This is a genomic window from Paenisporosarcina sp. (assembly GCF_057785155.1).
The window spans coordinates 1-24,454 of the sequence record NZ_JBYNRN010000020.1; the positions used below are offsets into that span (position 1 = coordinate 1).

General features: G+C 36.2%; 24 protein-coding genes. 6 read left to right on the forward strand and 18 right to left on the reverse strand.

The window, feature by feature from the left end; genetic code table 11:
* Positions 1–155 precede the first annotated feature (155 nt).
* The 6 genes from AC3EA5_RS07550 to AC3EA5_RS07575 all read right to left on the reverse strand — a co-directional run bounded on the left by AC3EA5_RS07550 (position 156) and on the right by AC3EA5_RS07575 (position 4,469).
* Positions 156–503 carry a cupin gene (locus tag AC3EA5_RS07550; protein WP_488607773.1) on the reverse strand — a complete coding sequence of 116 codons (348 nt, stop codon included), beginning with the start codon at positions 501–503 and terminating at the stop codon, positions 156–158.
* Positions 504–635: 132 nt separating this feature from the next.
* Entirely contained in the window at positions 636–1,451 is an 816-nt protein-coding gene (locus AC3EA5_RS07555) for an SDR family NAD(P)-dependent oxidoreductase (RefSeq protein ID WP_488607774.1), read from the reverse strand.
* Between the two features lie 332 nt (positions 1,452–1,783).
* Positions 1,784–2,635, reverse strand: coding sequence for a class I SAM-dependent methyltransferase (locus AC3EA5_RS07560; protein WP_488607775.1), 852 nt, complete (start codon positions 2,633–2,635; stop codon positions 1,784–1,786).
* A 189-nt stretch (positions 2,636–2,824) separates the two neighbouring features.
* Positions 2,825–3,352 (reverse strand): P-loop nucleotide/nucleoside kinase family protein, encoded by a 528-nt coding sequence (locus AC3EA5_RS07565; protein WP_488607776.1) that lies wholly within the window; start codon positions 3,350–3,352, stop codon positions 2,825–2,827.
* 138 nt (positions 3,353–3,490) lie between these two features.
* Entirely contained in the window at positions 3,491–3,949 is a 459-nt protein-coding gene (locus AC3EA5_RS07570) for a hypothetical protein (RefSeq protein ID WP_488607777.1), read from the reverse strand.
* A gap of 94 nt (positions 3,950–4,043) precedes the next feature.
* Positions 4,044–4,469 (reverse strand): hypothetical protein, encoded by a 426-nt coding sequence (locus tag AC3EA5_RS07575; RefSeq protein ID WP_488607778.1) that lies wholly within the window; start codon positions 4,467–4,469, stop codon positions 4,044–4,046.
* Between the two features lie 231 nt (positions 4,470–4,700).
* Here AC3EA5_RS07575 and cysK point away from each other — a divergent pair, with 231 nt between their 5' ends.
* Complete coding sequence (gene cysK / locus AC3EA5_RS07580) at positions 4,701–5,618, forward strand: cysteine synthase A (protein ID WP_488607779.1); 918 nt, start codon at positions 4,701–4,703, stop codon at positions 5,616–5,618.
* An 82-nt stretch (positions 5,619–5,700) separates the two neighbouring features.
* Here cysK and AC3EA5_RS07585 read toward each other — a convergent pair whose 3' ends face one another.
* The 8 genes from AC3EA5_RS07585 to AC3EA5_RS07620 form a co-directional block, all read right to left on the reverse strand.
* Positions 5,701–6,039, reverse strand: a complete 339-nt coding sequence (locus AC3EA5_RS07585; RefSeq protein WP_377734786.1) for a hypothetical protein — start codon at positions 6,037–6,039, stop codon at positions 5,701–5,703.
* A 175-nt stretch (positions 6,040–6,214) separates the two neighbouring features.
* Positions 6,215–6,505: a hypothetical protein gene (locus tag AC3EA5_RS07590; protein WP_488607780.1), complete on the reverse strand. Its 291-nt coding sequence runs from the start codon at positions 6,503–6,505 to the stop codon at positions 6,215–6,217.
* A gap of 206 nt (positions 6,506–6,711) precedes the next feature.
* Entirely contained in the window at positions 6,712–8,013 is a 1,302-nt protein-coding gene (locus AC3EA5_RS07595) for an MFS transporter (RefSeq protein WP_488607781.1), read from the reverse strand.
* Positions 8,014–8,294: 281 nt separating this feature from the next.
* Positions 8,295–8,834 carry a GDYXXLXY domain-containing protein gene (locus tag AC3EA5_RS07600; RefSeq protein WP_488607782.1) on the reverse strand — a complete coding sequence of 180 codons (540 nt, stop codon included), beginning with the start codon at positions 8,832–8,834 and terminating at the stop codon, positions 8,295–8,297.
* Positions 8,812–10,269: a DUF2157 domain-containing protein gene (locus AC3EA5_RS07605; RefSeq protein WP_488607783.1), complete on the reverse strand. Its 1,458-nt coding sequence runs from the start codon at positions 10,267–10,269 to the stop codon at positions 8,812–8,814. The genes AC3EA5_RS07600 and AC3EA5_RS07605 overlap by 23 nt, the downstream gene beginning before the upstream one ends.
* Before the next feature lie 209 nt (positions 10,270–10,478).
* Positions 10,479–11,906: an amidase family protein gene (locus tag AC3EA5_RS07610; protein ID WP_488607784.1), complete on the reverse strand. Its 1,428-nt coding sequence runs from the start codon at positions 11,904–11,906 to the stop codon at positions 10,479–10,481.
* 72 nt (positions 11,907–11,978) lie between these two features.
* Positions 11,979–13,874, reverse strand: coding sequence for a DUF2075 domain-containing protein (locus tag AC3EA5_RS07615; protein WP_488607785.1), 1,896 nt, complete (start codon positions 13,872–13,874; stop codon positions 11,979–11,981).
* Between the two features lie 204 nt (positions 13,875–14,078).
* On the reverse strand, positions 14,079–14,585 hold the full coding sequence (locus AC3EA5_RS07620) for a DUF2798 domain-containing protein (RefSeq protein WP_488607786.1): 507 nt from the start codon (positions 14,583–14,585) through the stop codon (positions 14,079–14,081).
* A 137-nt stretch (positions 14,586–14,722) separates the two neighbouring features.
* Here AC3EA5_RS07620 and AC3EA5_RS07625 point away from each other — a divergent pair, with 137 nt between their 5' ends.
* Positions 14,723–15,001 (forward strand): YfhD family protein, encoded by a 279-nt coding sequence (locus AC3EA5_RS07625; protein ID WP_488607787.1) that lies wholly within the window; start codon positions 14,723–14,725, stop codon positions 14,999–15,001.
* A 300-nt stretch (positions 15,002–15,301) separates the two neighbouring features.
* Here the strand turns inward: AC3EA5_RS07625 and AC3EA5_RS07630 are convergent, their stop codons facing one another.
* Positions 15,302–15,775, reverse strand: coding sequence for a TetR/AcrR family transcriptional regulator (locus AC3EA5_RS07630; protein WP_488607788.1), 474 nt, complete (start codon positions 15,773–15,775; stop codon positions 15,302–15,304).
* A gap of 195 nt (positions 15,776–15,970) precedes the next feature.
* Between AC3EA5_RS07630 and AC3EA5_RS07635 the strand changes: the two genes are divergently transcribed.
* Together AC3EA5_RS07635 and paiA are read left to right on the forward strand one after the other, a co-directional pair.
* Positions 15,971–16,423: a MarR family winged helix-turn-helix transcriptional regulator gene (locus AC3EA5_RS07635; RefSeq protein ID WP_488607789.1), complete on the forward strand. Its 453-nt coding sequence runs from the start codon at positions 15,971–15,973 to the stop codon at positions 16,421–16,423.
* A 25-nt stretch (positions 16,424–16,448) separates the two neighbouring features.
* Entirely contained in the window at positions 16,449–16,964 is a 516-nt protein-coding gene (gene paiA, locus AC3EA5_RS07640) for a spermidine/spermine N(1)-acetyltransferase (protein WP_488607790.1), read from the forward strand.
* Between the two features lie 457 nt (positions 16,965–17,421).
* Here the strand turns inward: paiA and AC3EA5_RS07645 are convergent, their stop codons facing one another.
* Positions 17,422–19,353 (reverse strand): fructose-1,6-bisphosphatase, encoded by a 1,932-nt coding sequence (locus AC3EA5_RS07645; protein WP_488607794.1) that lies wholly within the window; start codon positions 19,351–19,353, stop codon positions 17,422–17,424.
* A gap of 885 nt (positions 19,354–20,238) precedes the next feature.
* On the opposite strand from AC3EA5_RS07645, the gene AC3EA5_RS07650 reads away from it, so the two are divergent.
* Positions 20,239–21,201, forward strand: coding sequence for an L-lactate dehydrogenase (locus tag AC3EA5_RS07650; RefSeq protein ID WP_488607791.1), 963 nt, complete (start codon positions 20,239–20,241; stop codon positions 21,199–21,201).
* 25 nt (positions 21,202–21,226) lie between these two features.
* Positions 21,227–22,852, forward strand: a complete 1,626-nt coding sequence (locus AC3EA5_RS07655) for an L-lactate permease (RefSeq protein ID WP_488607795.1) — start codon at positions 21,227–21,229, stop codon at positions 22,850–22,852.
* Positions 22,853–23,006: 154 nt separating this feature from the next.
* Here AC3EA5_RS07655 and AC3EA5_RS07660 read toward each other — a convergent pair whose 3' ends face one another.
* On the reverse strand, positions 23,007–23,168 hold the full coding sequence (locus AC3EA5_RS07660) for a hypothetical protein (protein ID WP_488607792.1): 162 nt from the start codon (positions 23,166–23,168) through the stop codon (positions 23,007–23,009).
* Between the two features lie 277 nt (positions 23,169–23,445).
* Positions 23,446–23,979, reverse strand: a complete 534-nt coding sequence (locus tag AC3EA5_RS07665) for a dihydrofolate reductase family protein (RefSeq protein ID WP_488607793.1) — start codon at positions 23,977–23,979, stop codon at positions 23,446–23,448.
* Positions 23,980–24,454: the final 475 nt, after the last annotated feature.

Here is a 24,454-nt window from a genome sequence, read left to right on the forward strand (position 1 = left end):
CACCTAACTGTCTACGCTTAAAGGCTACTGTTACCATTAGCCCTCCAAGACTCGCTACGAGTGAATGGCTAGTTCTTTCTCGACGGGAATCCCACCCGCTATATGATACGACCTAGGCTCGGCCGCACAAGCACCCGTTAGCTTAACAACAGGTATTAAGTCATATATAATTCAGGGTTTAATTCTTCACTCTCAATAACAAGAGCAGTCAATCCTTTACCAGTTTTGGTTTCGTGCCATTCATCTTTCTCCCAAAAGACAGCATCTCCTGATTGAACTTTGACGTATTCTTTTTTATCACCACAAACATAGCCTTCTCCATTCAGAACTAAAAGAAGTTGAGGTACTACGGCTTGATGAAAACCAATAACTCCTTTTTCTTCCAAATGCATACAACCTATGTGGCTTGCCTTCTCCGTTTGTATAATACGGGACATAACAAAATCTGAATTGAATTTTGAAATCCTTTTACCGTTTTCTTTATTAAATTTATAAAGTTCCATCTTGTAACCTCCAGAATAGAAAATCCTTCATTCTTATCGTTTCAACTTGTTCAGATAGTAAAAAAGCAAATACTGCTTGTTCAGCATTCGCCATATTTTCAACTCTTCCCCTTATCGTCAGGAAGCTGATTATCATTCAAACGGCAAGGGTTGAGTTCCATCGACATCGGTAAAGCCATATTCTCTCGCTAGTTCAGCCACCATTATTGTTTCTCCAGAAAACTTAGATACCGTAGTGTCTGATGCCAATGCCACAACCGCACGACCTACATACGCTGTTGTTTCAGTTGTTCCATCCTCTGGTCCAAAACCTGAATCTATAACTCTTTCTGTTCTCATCCAACCTGGGCAAATAGCAATGGCTGAAACGTTGTAGTCCTTTAATTCCTTTGCCATTCCTAGTGTCATTCGATTGATAGCATTCATAGCTAAATCGTAATATAAATTACTTGAGACTTTGTCTTTGATAAAAAATGTGATATTTACAATTAACCCTTTATGGTGTTGGGCCATCAGAGGTACAGCGTATCGAGTAGTCAGCAAATAAGCTTGCGGTCCAGCAACCATCATAGCATCCCAATGCTCCAGTGGTCGTTCCCAAAAATGCCGTCCATCTCCTGATGGTAGAGAACTTTCGGAGCCACCGAATACACTATTGACTAAAATATCAATCCGACCGTGTTCCCTCTCAATTTGCTCAAATAGGTTCCTTAAGTCATTGTCGCTTGTATGGTCACATTGTATTGCGATGCCTTTACCTCCACGTGAAGTAACACCATCGGCAGTTTCCTCAATGGTTTCTGGTCGAATATCGGTTGTAGCCCCCTTTACACTCCGACCTGTCACATACACCGTCGCTCCTGCACTGCCTAGTTGAAAAGCAATTCCCCTACCCGCACCACGGGATGCTCCTGTAACAACAGCAATTTTCCCTTGTAATGGTTTCATAATTTCCTAACTCCCTTACCTGTCTCAATTGTATATACAGAAAAATATTTATACATTTTTGTTCATAAATAGCAATACTCTTCCATAGGGGTTCCAATTTCGTCTTAATCTAACCTGCCGAGTTAGTTCAATAAGCTTTCTGATCTTCAACTCAAGCACCCGTTAGTTGAAGATGAACGTATTTCTTTAGCCATTCACATAGTTTAGTTATCACATAAGCAAGTACGAAACCAAATAGCAGTTCATTTTTCAACTAATCTATCTTATTAGCAAAAGATTTACGCCTTTTTCCACAATCGCTCCCGTTTGTTGAACAAATTTTGTTAGGTTTCTTAGAATGGTTTAAAACACTTAACAATCATTGTTGGTGGTATTATTGATGCCTTTTTAGACGAGTACCAATCATCAGGTTTATCTTCTTTGTTTAGTTCTCCTCTAAATTCCTCCACTATGTTTTCAATAACAAATCCTACTTTAACAAGTTCATTCAAGAAAGTAGAGATTTTTCTTTGATTCATCACAATTGGTACTCCACGCCAAGAGTCTTTTTTATGTTCGCCCTCCGTATTATAGGAAGCACTTATTATGTAATTACTTCCATCATATTTAATTCTACTATATAAAGGATGTTCCCAACTGAATATAAAATTACCCTTTGGTTTTAAATATGAATAGATATTACTTAATGTTGCAGGAAGGTCCGTTGTCCAACCTAATGCATAAATTGAGCAAACAATATCAAAATAGTTTTCTGGTATTCCAGGGTTTGTTTCCATTGGACTAACAAATAAATGAGCTTCAATATTATTTATTTTCAATAAATTCTTTGCAGTAGCTATTTGTGAACTCGATAAGTCTAAGCCCCATAACTCCCTTGCTCCTTTTTGATTTAGATATTTTAAGGAGTGACCGCTTCCACATCCTAATTCTAATATCTTTTTGGATTTTACATCCTCGAAGAAATATAATTCATTTTCAGTAGGTGCAAAAGGACCATAAACAGGTAACGCTGTGGAGGAAAAAAAGTCCTCAGCAACCTTATCCCAACCTTCTTTATTAATTTTAAGAGATTCAGTTTGGTTCATTATCTTATCCCCTTTTATTATCACAACCGTTAGCAATAAGTAAGCGTTTGAGGTTATATCGGATTTTCCCCTGCTCCACACGGAACGTGCCAGTTTCATAGCATTCCACTACTTACAGATTGGGTATATCTAGAACCCTCTTCTACCTTTATTTTTTATTGAAGTAAACTGCATCGTTAGTTGAACAAAAAATGCTTTACCCTTATTGAAATAAAGCACGTCGTTTGTTGAAGTAGAATAAGTATTTACCTACTTGAAGTAAGTCTTAGTGGTTTTTATTTGATAGGTCTAATTTTTAATTACAATTTCTCCTTCGCCTTTTGGAACTTCAAAACCATTTAGGTAAGAAGTTAAAAGTTCTTCTGAAATAGGGAACGAATTTGCATCAAAACGTTTGTTACGTAATTTAAGTCGTTCACGTAAATCATTTGAATGAACTTTTAAATAGATAAGTTTCCATTTACCGCCAGAATCCGCAATAAGTTTTTTATATCGGTTCCTTCTTACACGATCCCAAAAACTGAAGTCAATTACCACCTGTTGTTTTTCGTGAATTAACTTTATTAAACGGTTGCGTAATTTTCTTTCTGCATCTTTCCTGTATTCCTCAAATTTATCCATTGGGAAATCAATCCCCCAACGACCATTAGTAGCCCATATTTCTTCATCAATAGAAAGACGTACAAAACCTTCATTTTCTAATAGTTGTGAAAAAGTAGTTTTCCCTGATCCAGCCACACCACACATCAGCACCACTAAAGGAGTTACATCATTTAGTTCACGATGAATTAAGTCAAAATTAAATGTTTCAAACATTGCATATTCCCCCACATTTTTTGATGTGAATTCCTACATTACCTAAAGTTAATCGAAATCGACTTTTTACTAAACTGCTGCGTTAGTTCAATAAGTTCAACAAAAAAAGCGTCAATCCTTCTTGGATCAACGAACCCATTAGTTCCAATCTAATTCTTTGAGAGTTTTTACAGCTTCACTATATTTTTCTAAATCCTGCTTAAACTCTTTTCTTGCACTTTCATAACTTTCTTTATCATTCACTTTTGTAAAGTTATTAGCTGAATGCCTTATAGAATCGCTCAATGGCTCATATGTTTCCCAATAAAAATCATCGTATTTATTTATAAACCTATTACTCGTTATAATATGATAATTCAATGATGGCACAAAACCTGCTGCTAAATTATTATAGTACGTATAGTCATCAGTCTCTATCTCAATTAAAGTTTCAAACTCTTCTAGACTTTTCTCCACTTCGCTACTAGATAAAACAGCACCTTTTGAATACCGCGCTATATCTTGTTTTAAGTAAATATAACTAAATACGATAAACACAGTTACTAAAAGCAATAAGATACAAAGTATTCTGGAAACTCCTATATTTTTCATAAACAATAATTTACCTCCATTCCATAAATGTGATTAAGTTTTTGTCTCTTTAGTAGTTACTAAAACTCCGAATCCCCAGATTTTTCACCCTGTAGTTTAATTACTTATCCTCACTTGATACGCTTAATAATTCGAAATTACCTTCAAAATCTCCCGTACATTGTTTAAGTATATATTTATCAACCATTTCTTCTTTTTCGATTATTAATTTTGTACAAGTATATTCTTCTATGAACTCTCCATCCACACTATGAATTACAGAAACGTTCCCATTTTCAGATGTTAATGTCCTTATACCACGTTGCCCTTCGGTTTTGATCACAGCTTCTTTTTGATTGTTGACGTTTTCAACAAATGTATTTAGGCCATCTAAATTTTTAATGTTATTGTGATCGTTTAAAACTTCTTCGATATTATTATCTTTAATCTCATTGTGTTTGATTAGTAATACTTCTCCAATTTCGTCTGGTTGACATCCTGTAATAATGAAAATAATGAATGTTATTCCAATAAAAATTCGTCCCATTTCATTCACCATCCTAACTAATTAGACGATTAATTCTTAATACAAGTTTCAGTAATTTTAACATAATTATCCATGTTTTAGTCGACGGTCTTCTATTAATGTGCTGCTTTTTTGATTTATACATATGCTATTGTAGTAATTCCGAGTTTCTCTATTTGGTTGCTTTGCCTTGTTGTATTACAATAGAAGAAACGTGTTTTGTACCATTGATAACGAAAGGTTGTTTTAGTCATGAAACCATTTAACAATATTACTGATTTGATTGGAAATACTCCTGTCGTAAAGCTAAATAGAATCGTACCGGCCGACGCGGCTGATGTTTATGTAAAGTTGGAGATGTTTAATCCGACAAAGAGTGTAAAAGACCGAGCTGCTAATAATATGATTAAAATGGCTGAAGAACAAGGGCTGATAAATCCAGGCGATACAATTATTGAACCTACAAGTGGCAATACAGGAATCGGCCTTGCTATGGTGGCAGCTGCCAAAGGTTATAAGGCGATTCTCGTGCTTCCGGATAACGCCACACAAGAACGGATCAATCTCCTGAAAGCATTCGGTGCTGAAGTGGTGTTGACACCAAATGAAGAAAAAATGCCTGGAGCCATTCAAAAAGCATTAGAACTTAAAAATGAAATTCCAAACAGTTTTATCCCGCAACAATTTGAAAACACCGCTAATCCAGATATCCACCGGACTACAACTGCGTTAGAAATTTTGGAACAAATGAACGGTGAACTGGATGCTTTCGTGGCAACAGCCGGAACTGGTGGAACCATCACTGGCACTGGGGAAACATTGAAAGAACATCTCCCTGGCTTGTATGTAGCTGTTGTGGAACCGAAAGGATCACCTGTTTTATCGGGAGGAAAACCAGGCAAACATAAACTGGTTGGCACAAGCCCGGGCTTTATTCCCGATATTTTGAATACAAAAGTGTACGATGAAATTATGCAAATCAGTGACGAAGATGCCATTGAGGTTTTCAAGAAATTGGCCCGTGAAGAAGGAGTTTTTGTTGGCCCTTCAGCTGGAGCTGCCGTTTATGCAGCTATTGAAATCGCCAAACGTTTAGGAAAAGGCAAAAAAGTGTTGTGTATTGCCCCAGATACAGGTGAACGTTATTTAAGTATGAATTTATTTGATTGAGGTATTTGGCTGAAATTTTGATTGAGCCATTAATTCTTATGAGGAAGTAACAAAAGGCATCGGGTTAATAACCGATGCCTTTTTATTGTGTTTCAATAGTAGTTTTATTAACTGACGAGAATTTTATTATTCCCATCACCAAAAACACCATGCTAATTGCCCATAAAACTCCTGCAATTCCGAGACTTAAAGATATTTCTTCCGACGCCATTAGATGGTTAACATTAAAATTAATTGCATTTAAGGCGTGACTGATTGCCCAAGTAAAGAATATAAAATAACCTATCACGAATCCATATGCCATTCTAAAATGCTGTCGTTGTTTTGAGAACATTAATACCAATACTACAATAAACGCGATGCCCATTATAATCGAAAACCCACCAATTAACATACCCATTGTTTCCTGCTCCATCGGCATATTTCTTCACTCTCCAAAAATTTCATTTTATTAATATTAACATAAAATGACAATTCTGTTGTAATACTAAAGGGAGTTCAATTCATATACGAATTGAACTCCCTTTTATTTAACTTTTTTAAATTTCATACTTATTTACAGAACTTGTTATTTGACCATTACGTTTCTAATTTAATTAAACCCCTTTTCCCTTGATAGCAAATTTAATATGTTCTTGCTTGATTAGTTCGGTAAACTTCTTCTGCTCTTGATCATCCTTAAGCAACATAGTAATGTTACTGGACTTTGCGATGTACCTCTTAACTTTTCTGCTATTCCAAATGATGTAGTTGTAGCGGTAATCTTCCTCTAAATTAGAAAACCATTTTTCCTGTTTCAGTTTTTCTACATTTTTATCAAACTTGGATTTCGGGACAAAAAAGAACAAAAACGCCTCTCCTATCAATCCAAAGAAAAATTCTAGCATGTCTCCCACCTCTATGTATTAAGTGACTGGTCAATTTAATTTGAGATTAGTCATATTATTTTTTAAAAAATCAAAAGTAAAATCAGTAGCAATGACAATTTTACTTTCTCTAAAAACATAAGAAAACCATCCCTTGAAAAATTTGATTTCAATTTGGATGGCTTTATACGTAACAATTGAATTATATTTCAACAAGTACCAGTTGGTCAGCCCAATTTTGTTTGCTTACGAGACCAAACAACGACTGGAATTAGCAGTAATGAAAGGAAGCCTCCAGCTATAGAAAGTGTAGCGTAACTTGTTATTGCTACCACTATTCCTGAAAGACCTCCCCCAGATACACCAGCTAAAGCTACCAAGACATCCACTTTCCCTTGTGTTTTTGCACGATTAGATGGCTGTGTTGAATCCACGATGAGTGCTGTACCACTAATTAAACCAAAGTTCCAGCCTAGTCCAAGTAGTGCAAGTGCGATGATTAAAACCATTAAGTTATCGGCAGGTGCAAATGCTGCTACTAAGCCTGCAGCCATTAATGTAGCCCCGGCAGCGACTGTCATGACAATGCGTCCAAGTTTATCAACGAGTACACCTGTCACAAGTGACGGCAGGTACATAGCGGCAACATGAATACCGATAACCATTCCTATATCACTTAAATCATGTCCGTGATGCCTCATATGTATGGGTGTCATCGTCATTATGGCAACCATGACTATTTGAGTGATCACCATTACCGTTGCTCCTAAGATGATTCCTCGCTTGTTGCTATCCAGTGTTTTGGCATTCTCATCTAATAGATTACTATCGCTTTGAGAATCTGCAATGGCATTTGCAATGGCAAGTGGATCGGGTCGAAGTAAAACTAATAGAACTAAACCAGCAATAATATAGGCTACTGCCGCTAAAATGAACGGACCAGCTAAAGAAGGTACACCGATTGAAACAGCGAACTTACCCATTACTCCGACTAAGTTTGGACCAGCAAAAGCACCAAATGTAGTTGAAACCATTGCAATACTGATAGCCTTTCCACGCTGTTTAGCATTTGCTAAGTCAGTACCTGCATAGCGTGCTTGTAAGTTGGTAGCAGTACCGAAACCATAAATTAAGAATGAAGCAAACAGCAGGAAGATATTATTGGTTAATGCTGCGATAATTACACCGATTGCGCCAAGACCACCAGTTAAGAACCCTGTTGCAAGTCCTGAGCGCCGTCCAAAACGTTGTGACAGTCGCCCTATAATTAATGCGGCACCAGCAGAACCAAGAGTAAACAGCGCAACAGGAACTCCTGCAAAACTATCTGTTCCTAGCATATCTTGAGCGAGAAGTGCCCCAACAGTTATCCCTGCTGCAAGTCCTGCTCCCCCGAAAATTTGTGAAATGACAACGATCCACAAAGTTCGTCTGTAAAGCTTTTGTTGTTTCTCTGGCGAATCAATATAACTCTGCATCCAATCTGGATGACTTTTAATAAGGCCTGAATCATCAGGTTTCTGCGACATCATTCAAACCTCTTTCCAACAATAATATCTTATGTATTTTATGATTTCTTTCATTATTATATCCTTTTAATTAAATAATACTATTACTATGACTTACGATTTTTCAAGAAAAAATTACTCTAAATCATATCTGATTAATAGGGATGGATGATTGAATATGCAACTGAATTGATTATCATCGACCAGCATGGAAAAAGAGCTTTACAGGGTAATAACCCCGCTCAGCTCTTTTTCAAGGTGCATTTAATTTAAATGACATATTAATTAAAGAAAGTCAGAAATCATTCTACACTCCTCAGAATTGCATAGCCATTACGTACTTTAATTGTTGCTATTAGCTCCCCTTTACGTGCTTTGTCTTCTAACTCTAATCCAGTATCATCCTCTAGATAGTATTGTTCTATTGGAATTGATACCCTGACTTTTTCCTCGTATATGCTTGGATGGAGTATAACTTTAAAATACGTACCTGATTTTGGTTTACTCTTTGATAAGTTAGTCACTTGGTGGGTATCCGTTTCCTTACTATATGCTAAACGTATATAAACTTTTAAATCATCTTCTGAGTAACCATTAGTATTGTCTTCTAGTTCTTTTCGCAAAGAACTTTCTACAAGATTAACTGGAATGTTTTCCGCTTCGAAGTCTAAATCTACATAGTCGCCGTAGAATATGTTGCTAGGATCTACCGGTACTGTTTGGAGCCGTATTGTTTCGCCATAATTGATTGTAGCTAATGGCTTAATTGTCATGCTTAACAAAAGGATAATCGGAAGTAGTAGAGAGATTAAAAATAATTTATTCTTTGTGAGGTTCTTCATTCTTGACCATCTCCTTTCTTCGCGTTTTTTCAAACCAATAGCCGAGACCTAGTAATAATAAGCCCCCAATGATGAAAGCAATTGATTTGTCCATAAATGCTAGTGATAGATCTACATAGAAACGTAGGACGAACACACAGACAATGGCTACTCCGTACAGATTCTCTTTTTTAACAAGTGTCAGTGCATAGATGATATATAAGACTGAGAACACAACTGACGCTAGTAAAGCTTTGGAGTCTGGCGCATCCAGGTAATTGCTAAAATCCTTGTAAAACATAGGAAACCATACATCAGGAATTGACAATAGTAAAGCAGTTGGGAAATGTAGTATTGTCCCTGTTAACCTCATGAAATCTTTATAATCCGGATGTTGTATATAGGTAATGAGCATCCATAGTGTGAAGTAGAAAAGTGCTATGACTGCAAAATTCTCATACTCAAAGTGTAAAAATAAGAGTGCTGATAATATGACTGTAAATGTGAAATTGACGATGAATAATGGTTGTGACTTATTCATCATGACATGTCCTATGTAGAAAAGAATTGGTACCGCTAATACAGCTACATAAGGAAAATTGTCATGTTCTAATATAGGTTCGAACAAAAAATGTATGGCAATAAATTGATAGAGTAACACAAAGTTTGCAATCATTAGTTCTACTGATTTATTCATAACAAAATAGTTTAGTGCGAAAAGCGCAGGAATGATTAATATTGGTAAATACTTGGTCCAGTCATCCGCGAACATGAAGGTCATTTCAATAAACTGATAGAGAATGAAGAAGTTAACCAATCTTACATATACGTTGTTTCGCATGAAATAGTAGCCAAAAGCAAAAAGTGCTGGAATGATGAGAATAGGTCCATATTCTAATAACCCTTCTGCAAAAAGGAACTTCATTTCAATAAATGCATAAATAAATACTAAACTTGCCCCTTTTAATATGTTGTCTTTTAAATACAACCCTAAAGGCAGAATTCCGATTCCCCACATTAAAAAGGCATCTTCTAAATTTCCACCTAAGTGAAACATCTGGCCGATATAGAATATTTCAGCACCATACGCAAATGCCCCTATATAATAAAAAGCTCTTGAGAGATGTGGTTTTTTCTTTTCTAAAACAAACCCCACTACATAGAACACGATCAGCGTAGTTAATAGTATTAAAAATTTGAATGTCTTCGTAAGTTCAGACCAGTTACTCGCCACAAAACTTAAAATTCCTAAGCCGATTAGGACACCACCTATAATCGATAGGATTTGCACAGCGTTCATTTTTACCACTGGTAATTGAACTGGTGCTGCTGTTGGAGACTCGTACAAATCAATTAAGTCGTTAGCTTGCCCTTTATTTAAATGGCCAGTGCTTTCTAGATAATTAAACTCCTTCTTAAGGAATTCGTAAGTAACCCTTGAAATTCTTCTCTTCAATTGACACACCCTCCTTTACATTCAGTTTGACATCTACTAATAACCGGGATAACGCTCCCACCATTCCAGTGTATTTTGATGCTCAATGAGCAAATCATCAGCAATTTCGAGAATACTGTCACTCAATTCAACCTTGTCTACCCATTCTAAAGGAATATTGTTCAATCCCAAACCCACACTGTGCTGCACAGATAGCTTTTTGAAATTACTTAAAATCTCGGCGCCACTCTTTTCTTCGTAGCTTGCTCATAAGAATATGCTAGTTCAATTAATCTTGGTTCACTATAAGCCTTTGCACTAAATGTAACCCCAACTGGCATGCCTTCAGTTGTATAACCAGCAGGGACGGTAATCGACGGATAGCCTGCTTTTGCAGGTATTGCTGCACCACGGTTGCTCTCAAATAATAAAGCATCTAAGTTGTGCTCAGCCATGACTACATCAATTCCCTCGTTAGCTGAATTTCTTATGTCTATTTTACGGTGTTCTAAGTAAGTTGGATCGTAAGGATCATCACTCATCGTTTGAGCCTTTTCAAGTTCAATTTGTCCGAATTTCATTCTAACGTCTGGGTCCTGTTTATTAAATTCAATAAGATCTACTAGTGATTTAATTGGAACTTCATTAGAAACCTTACTTAAATAAGCATTTATATCATGTTTGAATTCATGCCACAAAACAATAGAAGTGAAACTTGTTTTAGGAATCGTTACTTCTTCAATAATTGCACCTTGTGATTTTATCTCTTCAATGGCTTCTTCAATTATCTTTCTTTCATCTGTATCTACAGCGCTTAAGAACGATCTATCTACACCAATTCTAGCTCCATTTAACCCTTCTGCAATTAAATATTTCGTATAATCTTTTAATGCCTTTCCTTTACTCGTTTTCGTAATTGGATCCTTTTCGTCCACTCCAGTTATCACGCCAAGTGTTATCGCCGCATCTGTAACCGTTCGAGTCATCGGGCCTGCAGTATCCTGGCTATGTGCAAGTGGAATAATGCCTGTTCGACTAACTAACCCAACAGTTGGTTTAATCCCAACTAATGAATTAGCACTCGAGGGACTAAGGATTGAGCCTGAAGTTTCCGTCCCAATCGCTACAACCGCAAAATTAGAAGCAATCCCCGCTCCAGAACCTGAACTAGAACCACCTACACTTCCTGCAATAAATGAACTTACCCCATAAGGATTTAAGACCTGTCCACCTAATCCACTGTATCCACTAGGTACATCTTCTGTCATAAAGTAAGCCCATTCACTCATATTAGCTTTCCCAAGAATAATAGCCCCTGCTTGTCGCAGTTGCTTAGCAACAAATGAGTCAGCTCTGGCAAAGTTATTTTCAAGAGCAAAGGCTCCTGCAGTTGTTGGCATGTTGTCGGCTGTTTCAATATTGTCTTTTAAAATAACAGGAATGCCATGTAAAGGACCTCGAATTCCTTTTCCACGATCTTTATCCAACTCTGAAGCTATTTTTAAAGCATCTGGATTGATGCTTACTATTGCGTTGATTTTTGGACCCTTGCGATTATAAGCTTCGATTCTATCTAAATACATTTGAACTAATTCTACCGAATTCATTTGATTTGCTTCGTATGCTTGTTGAATTTCTCTGATTGTTTGTTCTTTCATGTTGATACTCCTTTTTTGTGGCTAGTTATTAAAAATGTTTTTTTGCGGAAATTAATGGGAACCTCAAATTCATTAATATTTTATTTCTTCATCTATTCGGGTGATATCGTATGCTTGCATCTTTTGTTTAAAATGCTTTGCTAATTCCTTATCGCAACAATAGACATAACAACCCTTCATCCCACGAGTCATCAAGGTCTTATAAGTGTTCCTCACCAGTTTATCAAGTGAATCTACCTCGTATTTCCCTTTTGGTTTCGCTGGTCTCGCACCTTTATCCTTATAATGTTCTCGATTCACTTCGATTGCATTTGTTTCGGGATTGAACAATAAATCGTTTCCAATTATAACTCCGACGTATTCCATCTCAAGTCCTTGTACGGTATGAATGCAACCTATTTGAAGGGAACATTCTGGATGGATCGCCCAGTCGATACGATTAGGGTCATTCCAAGGCATAGCAAAATCATGTTCTTTAATGACTACGTCTTTTGATAATTGTTCATTTACTGGTTTCGTAATCCAGTCCCAAGCATAACCTGCTAGTAGTCTTCCATTCTTTTCATGAACAATCTTTTGGACAAGTTCTTGAGGTGAATCTACAAGTTGGAAATCGAAGTCTCTGTCTAGAAGAATACCCTGATGTTGCTCATAGAGAATGTCGTTTAACCAATCAAGATAATTACCTGAACCACCGCACCGAAATTGTGAATTTAGTTCAACTACATGAACAGTAGAATTTTGTTTTAGGGCTTCTTCTTTTAGTAAGTCGAAACGTCCAATGTCCTTATTTGATATTACTTGTTCATCATCAATAAAAAACACACTCAGTCTGCTTGAACGGATAATTTGAGTAGCCTGATTTTCACTTTCTATTTTCTTCTTCATATGTCCCTGGTTTTTTAGACGATGTGCTTCATCACATATTAAAACATTAAAATAGTTGTTTGGGGTTTCGACATAAGAAGCCGACCCCTTGAAAAGGCTTCGTATTTCAACAAACTCGCTAGTCCCAATCAGTTTTTTTCGAAGGATTTCACGGAAAGCTTGGTTAGGCGTTATGTATTCAATCGTTGCGTTTTCTCCTAAAAGAAAATTCATTAAATTTAATCCAATAACCGATTTCCCGGTTCCTGGTCCACCTTTTATTAAGATAGTATGCTTTTCGTTCGTTGCTAAATCTAGACTTCTATAAATCGACAACACTTTTTCATAAGCAACTTTTTGCTCATCTAATAATATGAATTCTTCGTTACCTTCAAATAAAGAATTAACTGCTTCCACTAATCTTTTTGAAGGCTTTATTTTACCTTCTTCTATTTGCTTTGCTATTTCCCTTCCTTTCCCTTCAGACACGGAATCTTTAATCATCTGCATTAATTGTTTATCATCAAATTGAAAATAAATTGGGGATTGTTCTACGTACGTTGCATATCGCTTATTTAACAAAGGTTCTTCTGCTCGATTTCTTGTGGGAATATAGTTATGCAAATATGAACAAGAGGACAAATTGATTGAAGAGTCCTGGTATAGTGCTTCATTAAAATTTTCTAAATATCGTTTATACGATAGAGATTGATAGGAAGGATGCACTGTTTCACGTTCTCTTTTTCCTAAAAATGTTTTAACAATTCCATCTCCATTGGCAATTTTTGATCGTTGCCATTGTTTTAATTCCACAATGACTGCATTTTGCTGCCCTTTGTTGTCTTCACCCGCTATCATAAAATCAATACGCTTTTCAGTTGAAGGCAGTTTATATTCTAGAAGGACATGCGTATCTTCCTTTAGTTCCGCATCTCTTAAAATTTTAGCCATTTGCGGAAGTGAATTTGTCCATGAAAGAAGTTCGCTAGGAGAAACAGATCGATTCATCTTTTCTTGGATATTATTTAGTAATACATTTCCTATATTTCTCTCAAGAACATGATTAATGAACCTGGAAGAAGTTTCATTGTAAATGATCATAGAAATCTCCTATCTCTAGTCTTATTTATATATTTTATTGGAAAATAATTCATAGTTTTATTTTACCATCTTCCACATAAGATAATGGATATTAATTTTGAATAATGTATTATTTTAATACAGAAAGCTAATTACAAGTTAAATAAAATAGCAAAAGCTCTCAGACACATAGATTCGTCTGAGAGCTTTTTTCGTTTATTATATTTATGCATTTATTTCTAGTTGAGCTTTTCTATCTTGAGATTCATGTAATTTCACCATCGCAAAACGGGCAATCGGTTGAATGACCAAACTTTCTGCAATAAGTACGATTACGAAGTTACGTGGCCAATTTTTTATCCAGTTGCTGAAGATTTCACTACTAAAACCATTTCCTACAATATCACCGATAAATGTCATAGCGGCTGACATTCCAAGTACAGTGAAAAGAATGCGGAATACTATTTTGGCATTGAAGCTATCCGTTGGTTGAGTAAATTTTGCAGCTAAAGCTTCAGCAATGCGACCGAAAATTGCTGGTTCAATAATCATAACAATAATCCACATAACCGGAATAGTCTTCAAGATGGTTAAAGCCACATCTCCGTTGAATTCCCCCACAGCGAGAATGATACTAAATGATGTCATAAATAGAACTGTCAATGTAGCAATAATGGCGCCGTACAATAGCCCTTCTTTGCCGTTTCTTGGTAGTCTTTTTTCAAAATGCATTTTTTTCTTCCTTTCAAAAAACTTTAACTTTTCGATACTATGTAATCAAACGGAAAATAATTTTAAAATTTGTTTACATGAATATGACTTCAAAAGACAAACTAATACGAACCTAAATTAAGAAAGGATGTTGTAACGTGGGCAGAGATGATAACAAAACGTCAAGTAGAAACAAAAATACTTTACCTCAAACGCCAAAAACCCTAAAAATCCCACCAGGTCGTATAAAAGAAGAACTCGCTAGTGAATTTGCAGAAATAGGTAACAAAGCGTTGAAAGTTCTAAACAAATCTACTCATCAAAATATTGCACCAGACAATATTAAAGCAGAACTCGCTAGTGAGTTTGCAGAAATAGGAACCAAATCGTTGAAAGGTAAAAATACATCCCTCCAATACACAACAAAAAAAGAGTAGCCTTGAGATAACGAAGCGTAGATAACTGAGCTTACAGATGTAATTCAATAAAATTAGCACTCACCTTGTTCGGTGGGTGCATTATATTAAAGCACGGTTTTTATCGATAAATTTAGCGTTATGCCGCTCCATAAAAACGTCTTTTGCAAAATTCACAAGGATGTTGTTAAAACATTTGTAATGAAACTAACGTTTGAGTAGTTTCAAACTAGCTTTGCGATTGCGACTAGAGATGCTCAGAATGATGTAAATTCTCCACTTTAATATTCATATTCCTTATTAATTTCTTAGTTTAGTTGTTTAATACGACTTCAATATATTTGGTAATAGTTTTCCAATCGTCTTTAAAGGATCAGTTGATTTTTGTGTTAAACAAAGCATCATCGCCCCTTCAATTGAAGCTGTCATGAATAATAAAACAGAAGAAGCTGATTCACTTGAAAAGCCATCTGCTAATAGCTTATTACGGTAAATGTCCTGAATTTTTTCATAAAGTGCTCCACAAGCATTTCTTACAGGTTCACTTATTGATGCCATCTCGCTGACCATGCTACTAAACATATAGCCTGTAATCGTATCTTCTGTTTCTAAGTTCGTAATTAACTTTTCAATCATTGCATATGTTGCTTCATGTGTTGATAGATGTTGTTGGAAAATAGATTCAATATCCGTCGTAATCACTTCATTTAAGGATTGTAGACAAGCAATTAATAATTCTTCCTTGCCATTTGGAAAATGGTGATAGAGCGCACCCCTTTCTGAACACGACCCCAATGGTTCTCAAAGTTAATACTTTAAAAGTTAACTTACATTGCGCTATTTTACATATTAAATGAAAAACCTAACAATCTAATGTTAAGTAGATTGTTAGGTATTTTTGTTGCAAATGCAACAAAGTTAGGGTAAATTCAATATATACCATTTTTTATTGCATTTGCAACAAAACATTTATTTTCTGAGGAGTTTTTTATGAAAGAGATACTGCGAGAAATCGGCATGATTGCAAGGGCATTGGATTCGATAAGTAATATAGAATTCAAAGAATTTGACCTTACCAAAGGGCAGTATTTGTACCTGGTACGAATATGTGAAAACCCAGGCATCATTCAAGAACAGTTAGTAGAAATGATAAAAGTAGACCGATCCACAGCAACTCGTGCTATCCAAAAACTAGAAATGAATGGCTTTATTGAAAAGAAAGAAGATCCAAACAACAAAAAAATAAAAAGACTCTTTCCAACGGAGAATGGAACAACTGTGTACCCTTTCATCAAAAGAGAAAATGATTATTCCAATCTCGTTGCATTAGAGGGATTTTCTGCAAAAGAAACTGAAAACATTTTCAATCATCTGCAGCGAATCAGAAAAAATATCGAAAAAGACTGGGAATTTGTAAAAAAAGGAAACAAGAGAAACTATTAATCAGATGAAGGAGCGACCTATCTAAATGACGATGACTATAAAGAAGTGTGCCCTTGAAGATTCCCGTGAACTCCAAGAAATTAGTGTTGACACATTTAACGAGACATTTGAGGAGCAGAATTCACCTGAACACATGAATGCCTATTTGGAAAAGGCATTCAACTTGAAACAATTAGAACAAGAGTTAACCAACCGTTCTTCACAATTCTTTTTTGTTTATTTCAATCATGAAGTCGCTGGATACCTAAAGGTTAATACCGATGACGCCCAGTCGGAAGCAATGGGCGATGAATCACTTGAAATCGAAAGAATTTATGTGAAAAAGAAATTCCAAAAACATGGGCTTGGTAAGCATCTGTTAAATAAAGCGATGGAAATTGCGATGGAACAAAAGAAAAAGAACATTTGGCTAGGCGTTTGGGAGAAAAATGAAAATGCCATTGCATTTTATCAGAAAAAGGGATTTGTCCAAACAGGTGCTCACACTTTTTATATGGGTGATGACGAGCAAGTGGACTTGATCATGACCAAAACTCTCTAATAATTTTTTTGAATGACCGAATATCAAGTATATTCCAAAGTTTTAAGGTCACAAATTATGATGGAATTCGGGAAATTTATGGTAATTTGCTAAGTAGATTAAATCCTTCCAGCAGGAACACGCAGAAAATATTAACAAATAATTTATCTTTAACACTACTAATAGAATTCTTGAATCCAAACTGTGTTGCTGCTAATCTTTAATTGGATCCAATGCAGGAAGTAAGCGATGCTATTGGCGACTTATTTCGCAATGAAAAACTAATATATACACAAAAACCCCCAAAAGGGGTTTTTGTGTGTTCACTATTTGGGGTTCAAATCGCATTGCATTTATTTTAAGTAAAGGAAAAGCTTAAGACTCTAAAAATGACACGAGATAAACTTACTTAAAACCACATTCACTACAGACTAGCTATCGCTATTTTTCAATCTCAATTGAGTTGAAGTTCAAGTTGTTACTTCATATAACGATGTTCCCTCAGACTATTCAAATTAGAGATTTCCTGTAATAATTCCTCGCCGGTGTTCGTTTCTCTCACCTTTTTTCTCTCTAGTTCTTCGTCCACCAATCTTTTTACAGACAATACATCGGTTTCATTGCTTAAAACTTCTTCTTTTGAAATAAAAAGCTGATGGGCGACCAGCTGCATGCCATAGGAATTGTACAATAGCGTGTATCCGGCTATCCCTGTTGTTGATTGATAAGCTTTGGAAAAACCGCCATCGATAACGATCATCTTCCCATTCGCTTTAATTGGATTTTCTCCATCAATTTCTTTCACCGGTGTATGCCCATTGATAATTCGGCCAAGTTCGGGATTCAAATCAAATTCAGCGAGCATCTTTCGGCAAACTTCCTCATCTTCGCGCAAATAATAATATGGATTTTTCTTTTCCTTATGCGTTTCTTTTTCTTTAATAAAGTACCGCTCAAAGGTGGTCATCTCTCTTTTTCCAAAGAGGGAGGAATTTTCTCCTGTCCATAGGTACCACACCATATCGGTCGCAAAGTCATCTGTTTCTTCGGGATGGGCAAAGGCATAACGGAGATAACGCTCGAAGACATCCAGCAACTCACGGCCAGCATACGTTTTACCCTCAATCTCCATTTTTTTCATATTTCCTATTTCATCTAACGGAATGCAGCCATGTATCAGTAAATTCCCGTTATATTTCAAATAAAGACTACCTTTTTTCATTAGAAAATTCATATGTCGGGCCAGTTTTTCTGAATGTTGGACAGAAAACAACAATTTATCCATCACTTGTTTTTCTTCTTCTAACAATTCTTCAGGCTGCTCCGGAGTAATCGTCGCAAAACAAACGTTTTCCAATGGATACGTTTTCCCGTGAAGTGTTGCTTCGTTTTTTTCGTAGTTTATTTTCTCAAGCAAGAGTCGATCCGACATATCAAAGCACGGGCGTCTTTTGATAATCGGGCTTTCCAGCTTAAACTGAATGATGGAAATGGCTTGATGAATTTTGGTGATTTGCAGCTGTTCTTGCTCGGTTAATTTTTCATCTGAAATTCTCTTTGGGCGAAAAACCGGATTGTCGTCATAGTATTTTTCTGCAAGGTTCAGAAGCGGCCTAAGATTGATTCCATACACATCTTCAATAATATCTAAATTATTGTAGCGGGCGCATATCCGGATGATATTCGCCAGACAAACCTTAGAACCGGAAAAAGCACCTAACCATAGGACATCATGGTTCCCCCACTGAATATCAACTGAATGATAATCGATGAGCGTATCGACAATTTTATGAGGATCGGGGCCTCGGTCATAAATATCCCCTACAACATGAAGATGGTCCACTACCAACCGCTGAGTGGTATAAGCAAGGCCAATAATCAGTTTATCAGCTTGGCCAAGGGAAATAATTTTCTCGGCCATTTTCGCATAATAATCCTTCTTGTTTTTGAACTCGTCTGTCTTATACAATAACTCTTCTATAATGTAAACAAATTGCTTTGGCAAAGCTCTACGTAATTTCGAACGTGTATACTTGGACGAAGCATATGAGACAAGCTTCATCATACGTTCGATCATTTCTATATACCATTCTTGCAATTCCTTTTTACTGCTAAAATTGCTTTTTATTAATTGTAATTTCTCTTCTGGATAATAAACAAATGTCGCAAATTCATTTAGCTCGTTCTCATGCAATTCATCTTTGAAAAGGTCTCTTATTTTCACTTTTACATTTCCGGAACCATTCCGTAGTACATGCTGAAATGCCTGGTACTCGCCGTGTAAATCACTCACAAAATGTTCCGTTCCCTTAGGCAAATCTAGAATGGCTTCAAGATTAATGATTTCAGTGACCACTTTTTCTTCACTATCATATTTTTGCGCTAACAAATCTAAATATTTTAAATTCAACATTAGGTATCCCCTTTTAAATCTCTTTCTTTATCCTTCTATATTAAGAAAACTTCTTATATTCTTGTGCAAAAAACCGCTCTTCTACTAACTATTCATCGTGTATTCCTACATTATCTAAATAAACTTTAGTGGCGTAAGTTAGACCCTCAATTATATTTAATTATAACAGGAGAGTTCTATACGAGACTTATCCTAGAAAACTTTTATTATTTTATTTATATTGACCTACTTGCGGCATGGCCAGGAAAGCAGTTAACTTTTGCTTGGTGAATTGAAAAAAAAGGCCACATTTCTATGTAGGAAGGCAAAATCATTATTCAGAATTTGGCTCATTTAAAAAGTGAAATAAAATGCGAAGAAGGTCGATAGCCTTTTGCGAAATTGTCTGATTGCCCATAACAGGGTATCCCTTTTTTTGTAAACCACTGCTATGTGGAATAAAACGGGTTGTGTATCGTCAATACTACTCCACGTGTGATAAAGGTTACAGTGTTTCGCATGAGAATGAATTACGCTAAATATAACCTAATTTAATCGAAGAAGTGAAAATAGTGAGCAAACAAAAACATTTTCTTGACGTGAATTTAAAAGGAACATAGTGGTTAATTGTTTACTTAATGTATATAGCACGATAAAAAGAATTGGATTAGGATGCATTGACATAAACACAAAAAAATTCGGCTCTTTGGCCTCGTTTCACGCACCTCCAGGTTCAGAAGGATTGAAGAAATGTTAGGAGCTAAGTAAAATGAAGGATAAAAGTATGATAATCGATTTAAATAGGTTAAATGCTTAATAGAAATAGGAAAGTCTAATTGTGAATTTGTTCACAAAAAATATTTCCTATCTACAATCGTATTGATATGAAAGGAAGATCAACTTATGAAAAAAGAAAAAGGAAGCTGTGTTGCAGTAATTGGAACAGGATATGTAGGATCAAGCTACGCCTTTGCTCTTATGAACCAAGGAATTGTAGATGAGTTGATTTTGATTGATGTAAATAAAGAAAAAGCAATCGGAGAGGTAATGGATCTGAATCATGGGAAAGTATTCACCCCAGATTCAACAAATATTCTCTTTGGAGAGTATAAAGATTGTGCAGATGTAGATATAGTTGTTATTTGTGCAGGAGCGAACCAAAAACCAGGAGAAACACGCCTTGACCTTGTGGAGAAAAATTTGATTATTTTTAAAACAATTGTCGAGAATGTCATGGCTAGTGGATTTGATGGCATCTTTCTTGTCGCAACCAATCCCGTTGACATATTAACGTACGCTACGTGGCATTATAGTGGGTTACCCAAAGGACGAGTTATAGGATCTGGTACCATTCTTGATACAGCCCGTTTCCGATACTTAATAGGTGATTACTTTAAAATTGCACCCAAAAATGTTCATGCGTATATCATCGGAGAACACGGTGACAGTGAGCTACCTGTTTATAGTTCCGCAGACGTAGGTGGTATTCCCATTTTGAAAATGATTGAACGTCAAGAACAGTATAAAAAAGAAGATTTAGATGAAATTTTCATTAATGTACGGGATGCAGCCTACAAAATCATCGAGGGTAAAGGTGCTACTTACTACGGCATCGCCATGGGACTTGCGCGAATTACAAAAGCCATTTTGAACAATGAAAATAGCGTGTTAACAGTATCTGCTCATCTGGATGGCCAGTATGGTGAAAAAAATGTATACATGGGTGTTCCAGCAATCATAAATCGTAGTGGGATCCGAGAAATTGTTGAATTAGAACTCAATGAAGAAGAACAACAAAAATTCCAACACAGCGCAGATGTCTTAAAAGCCATTTTGGCGCCTCACTTTGAAGAAGTAAAATTATAATTTCAAATAGAAAGAAGGATGCATCATCTGGATTCAAGATTATAATCCATTGAATAACACGTACTTATCAGCCTTTGTTGCAGCCCTTCCTGTCATATTCTTTCTTTTGGGTCTAACTGTATTCAAAATGAAGGGCATTATCGCAGCCCTTCTTACCCTAATCATTAGTATATTTGTATCGACATTTTTATTCCAAATGACATTTTCAAAGGCCATTGCTGCAGTCTTCCACGGGATTGCAAACGGTTTGTGGCCAATCGGTTATATCGTGATAATGGCAGTTTGGCTCTATAAAATCTCGGTTAAAACAGGGAAATTTGACGTGATCCGTGGAAGTATCGCAAATATCTCACAAGACCAACGACTTCAGGTATTACTGATTGGCTTTAGCTTCAGTGCATTTTTAGAAGGTGCAGCCGGTTTTGGTGTTCCAATAGCAATTTGTGCAGCCTTACTAACAGAACTTGGGTTCCGTCCATTGAAAGCTGCAATGCTTTGTTTAATCGCAAATGCTGCATCTGGTGCATTTGGTGCAATTGGAATTCCTGTTATCGTCGGTGCGCAAATGGGAAATATGGCACCAATCGATTTATCTCGTACTCTGGCTTGGACACTGCCTTTTATCTCTTTTATCATTCCATTCTTACTCGTCTTTATTCTCGACAAATGGAAAGGCATAAAAGAAACGTTACCAGCTTTACTTGTCGTGAGTGGAACATATACAGCTCTTCAAACGCTCACTATCATTTTTTTAGGACCAGAGTTAGCCAATATTATTTCTGCTCTTGTCAGTATGGCTGTTCTTGCGCTTTTCTTAAATAAATGGCAACCTAAAAATATCTATCGTGAAAATCCTGACGAAGTGGTCGGCATCCAGCAAAACTACTCTCTTAAAGAAATTATTCTTGCTTGGTCTCCGTTTTACATTTTGACAGGAATGATTTTGATCTGGAGTCTTCCAGTTTTCAAAGCTTTCTTTTTAGAAGGTGGTCTACTCTATAAGACAACACTACTGTTACCGATTCCTGGATTAGACGGTCAAGTCGTGAAAGTACCACCAATTGCTGCGATCGAAACACCATTAATTGCCACCTTTAAACTCGACTTGATTTCTGCAACAGGTACGGCGATTTTCTTAGCTGTTATGTTAACAGGTATGTTTAGTAATAGAATTAACTTAAAAGAAGGCATGAAAAGCTTAGGCGATACACTGAAAGAACTTTGGATCCCTGTTTTAACCATCTGTTTTATTATGGGATTTGCCAATCTTTCAAACTATGCAGGACTTTCTTCTTCAATCGGCCTTTCACTCGCAAAAACAGGCGATATCTTTCCGTTGGTATCCCCTGTTCTTGGATGGATCGGCGTATTTATCACAGGCTCTGTTGTAAGTAACAATGCCTTATTTGGAAATCTCCAAGTCGTGACAGGTACACAAATTGGCACAAGTTCTTCTCTTCTTCTTGCTGCCAACACAAGTGGTGGGGTGATGGCCAAACTGATTTCTCCACAATCAATAGCCATTGCAACAGCAGCCGTAAAAGAAACTGGACAAGAATCTACCTTACTTAGAATGACAATCAAATATAGTCTTGCACTACTCGGGCTCATCTGCATTTGGACTTACCTTTTATCTCTTTTGGGTATCTGAAAGATGCAATGTGCACTCTATTGAGTAAGAAAAATCAGTCGTGATAGTGAAGTGCACCCCTTAGAATAGACGTTGAAAACCCCTGGGTTTGAACGGTACTATTTTAGGGGGTGCATTTTTTCATGTCGAAGAAAGGACAGACACCAGAACTTTTTTAGCTTTTTATATTATTTATCGTTATTAATTGTGGTACATCTTCGTTTAAAGTTTCTCCATATGATAGTTCATCTTCATTGAGATTGATATGCTCTTTATGCATTGAAAAGTGTTCTGGAAAATCTTTTAAAAACTCACTAATGACGTCTTCATACTTCATTTTGATCAATCCGCTCGTTACTTTTATTCAATATTATTATTTAACTAACTAACCTGCTCCGTTAGTTTAAGAAGAAGTTGCATGATCTGTCCGGAAAACATCGATTTAATTCCTTAACTGGGTTGTATCACGTATACAGAATAGGTTGACATAACAATTGTATTGGGAAGTACTAGATGCTTTTAAAGGAAACTGCAAAACGCTGCATTTGACCGAAATCGGTCAAATGCAGCGTTTTTTTGGGAGATTTGCAACATATGAAAATAACAATATATTTTTAATTTTCAACTCCATAATGTAGTTCTACAAATTGATTGAATTTCCTGGTTCCCTTTAATGCAAGGTCTAATTGATAATCCCCCTCTTTAAATAACGGAATTCCTTTTCCAATTATAGTTGGGGCAACTGTTAAAATAATTTCATCAACTAATTTTTTTTCCACAAAAGATTGTAACAATTCTCCTCCACCAACAAGCCAAATGTTTCTTCCTTCTTGATTTTTCAAGTCATTTGTAAAACGAGCTATATCATCATTAATAAATTTAACATCTTCGTTATCTTCAATTGAAGACCTTGTAAAAACATAACATTCTTTATTTTTATATGGGAATTCCCCTGTTTCGTGTCTTATTATCCAATCATAAGTTCTCTTGCCGATTAAAACTGTATCCACTGTCTCATAAAATTCTGAATATCCATTATCTCCGTCACCTTCAACATTAAATAACCATTCTAAAGACTCATCTTTCGTAGCTATGTAACCATCTAAACTCGCAGCAATAAACAATACCAAATTACGCTTTATATTCATAATATCCCCCTTATAAAAAACTGACGAACGTATGTTCTTTTTAATTGTAACAATAATTTTTCTACTCTGCAACTACACCGGAAAACATCGATTTAATTAATTAACTGGATTGTATCACGTATACAGAATAGGGTGACATAACACATCGACTCGGAAGTTAGTCCCCACACCCCAACCCCTACGGACTGTCACTTCTTCCACTTTTCACGGATCTATCTTTTATTCACGAAATATACATCGTTGAATTGACGGGCTTTTGGCGATTTCACTTTACCCCTCTAATGAATAAATATCCAATAAAAAAAGACCGTCTCTGACGATCTCCTGTTCTTTCACTAGTCGAGTAGAAGGGAACCTCTCTACCTTACGGTAGATTGTGTTCCTCCCCCCTCACAGAACCGTGCTTGCGCTATTTACGCACACGGCTCCTCCAAATCATCATTCACACTGATTCTGCTATCCTCAATAGTTTAGT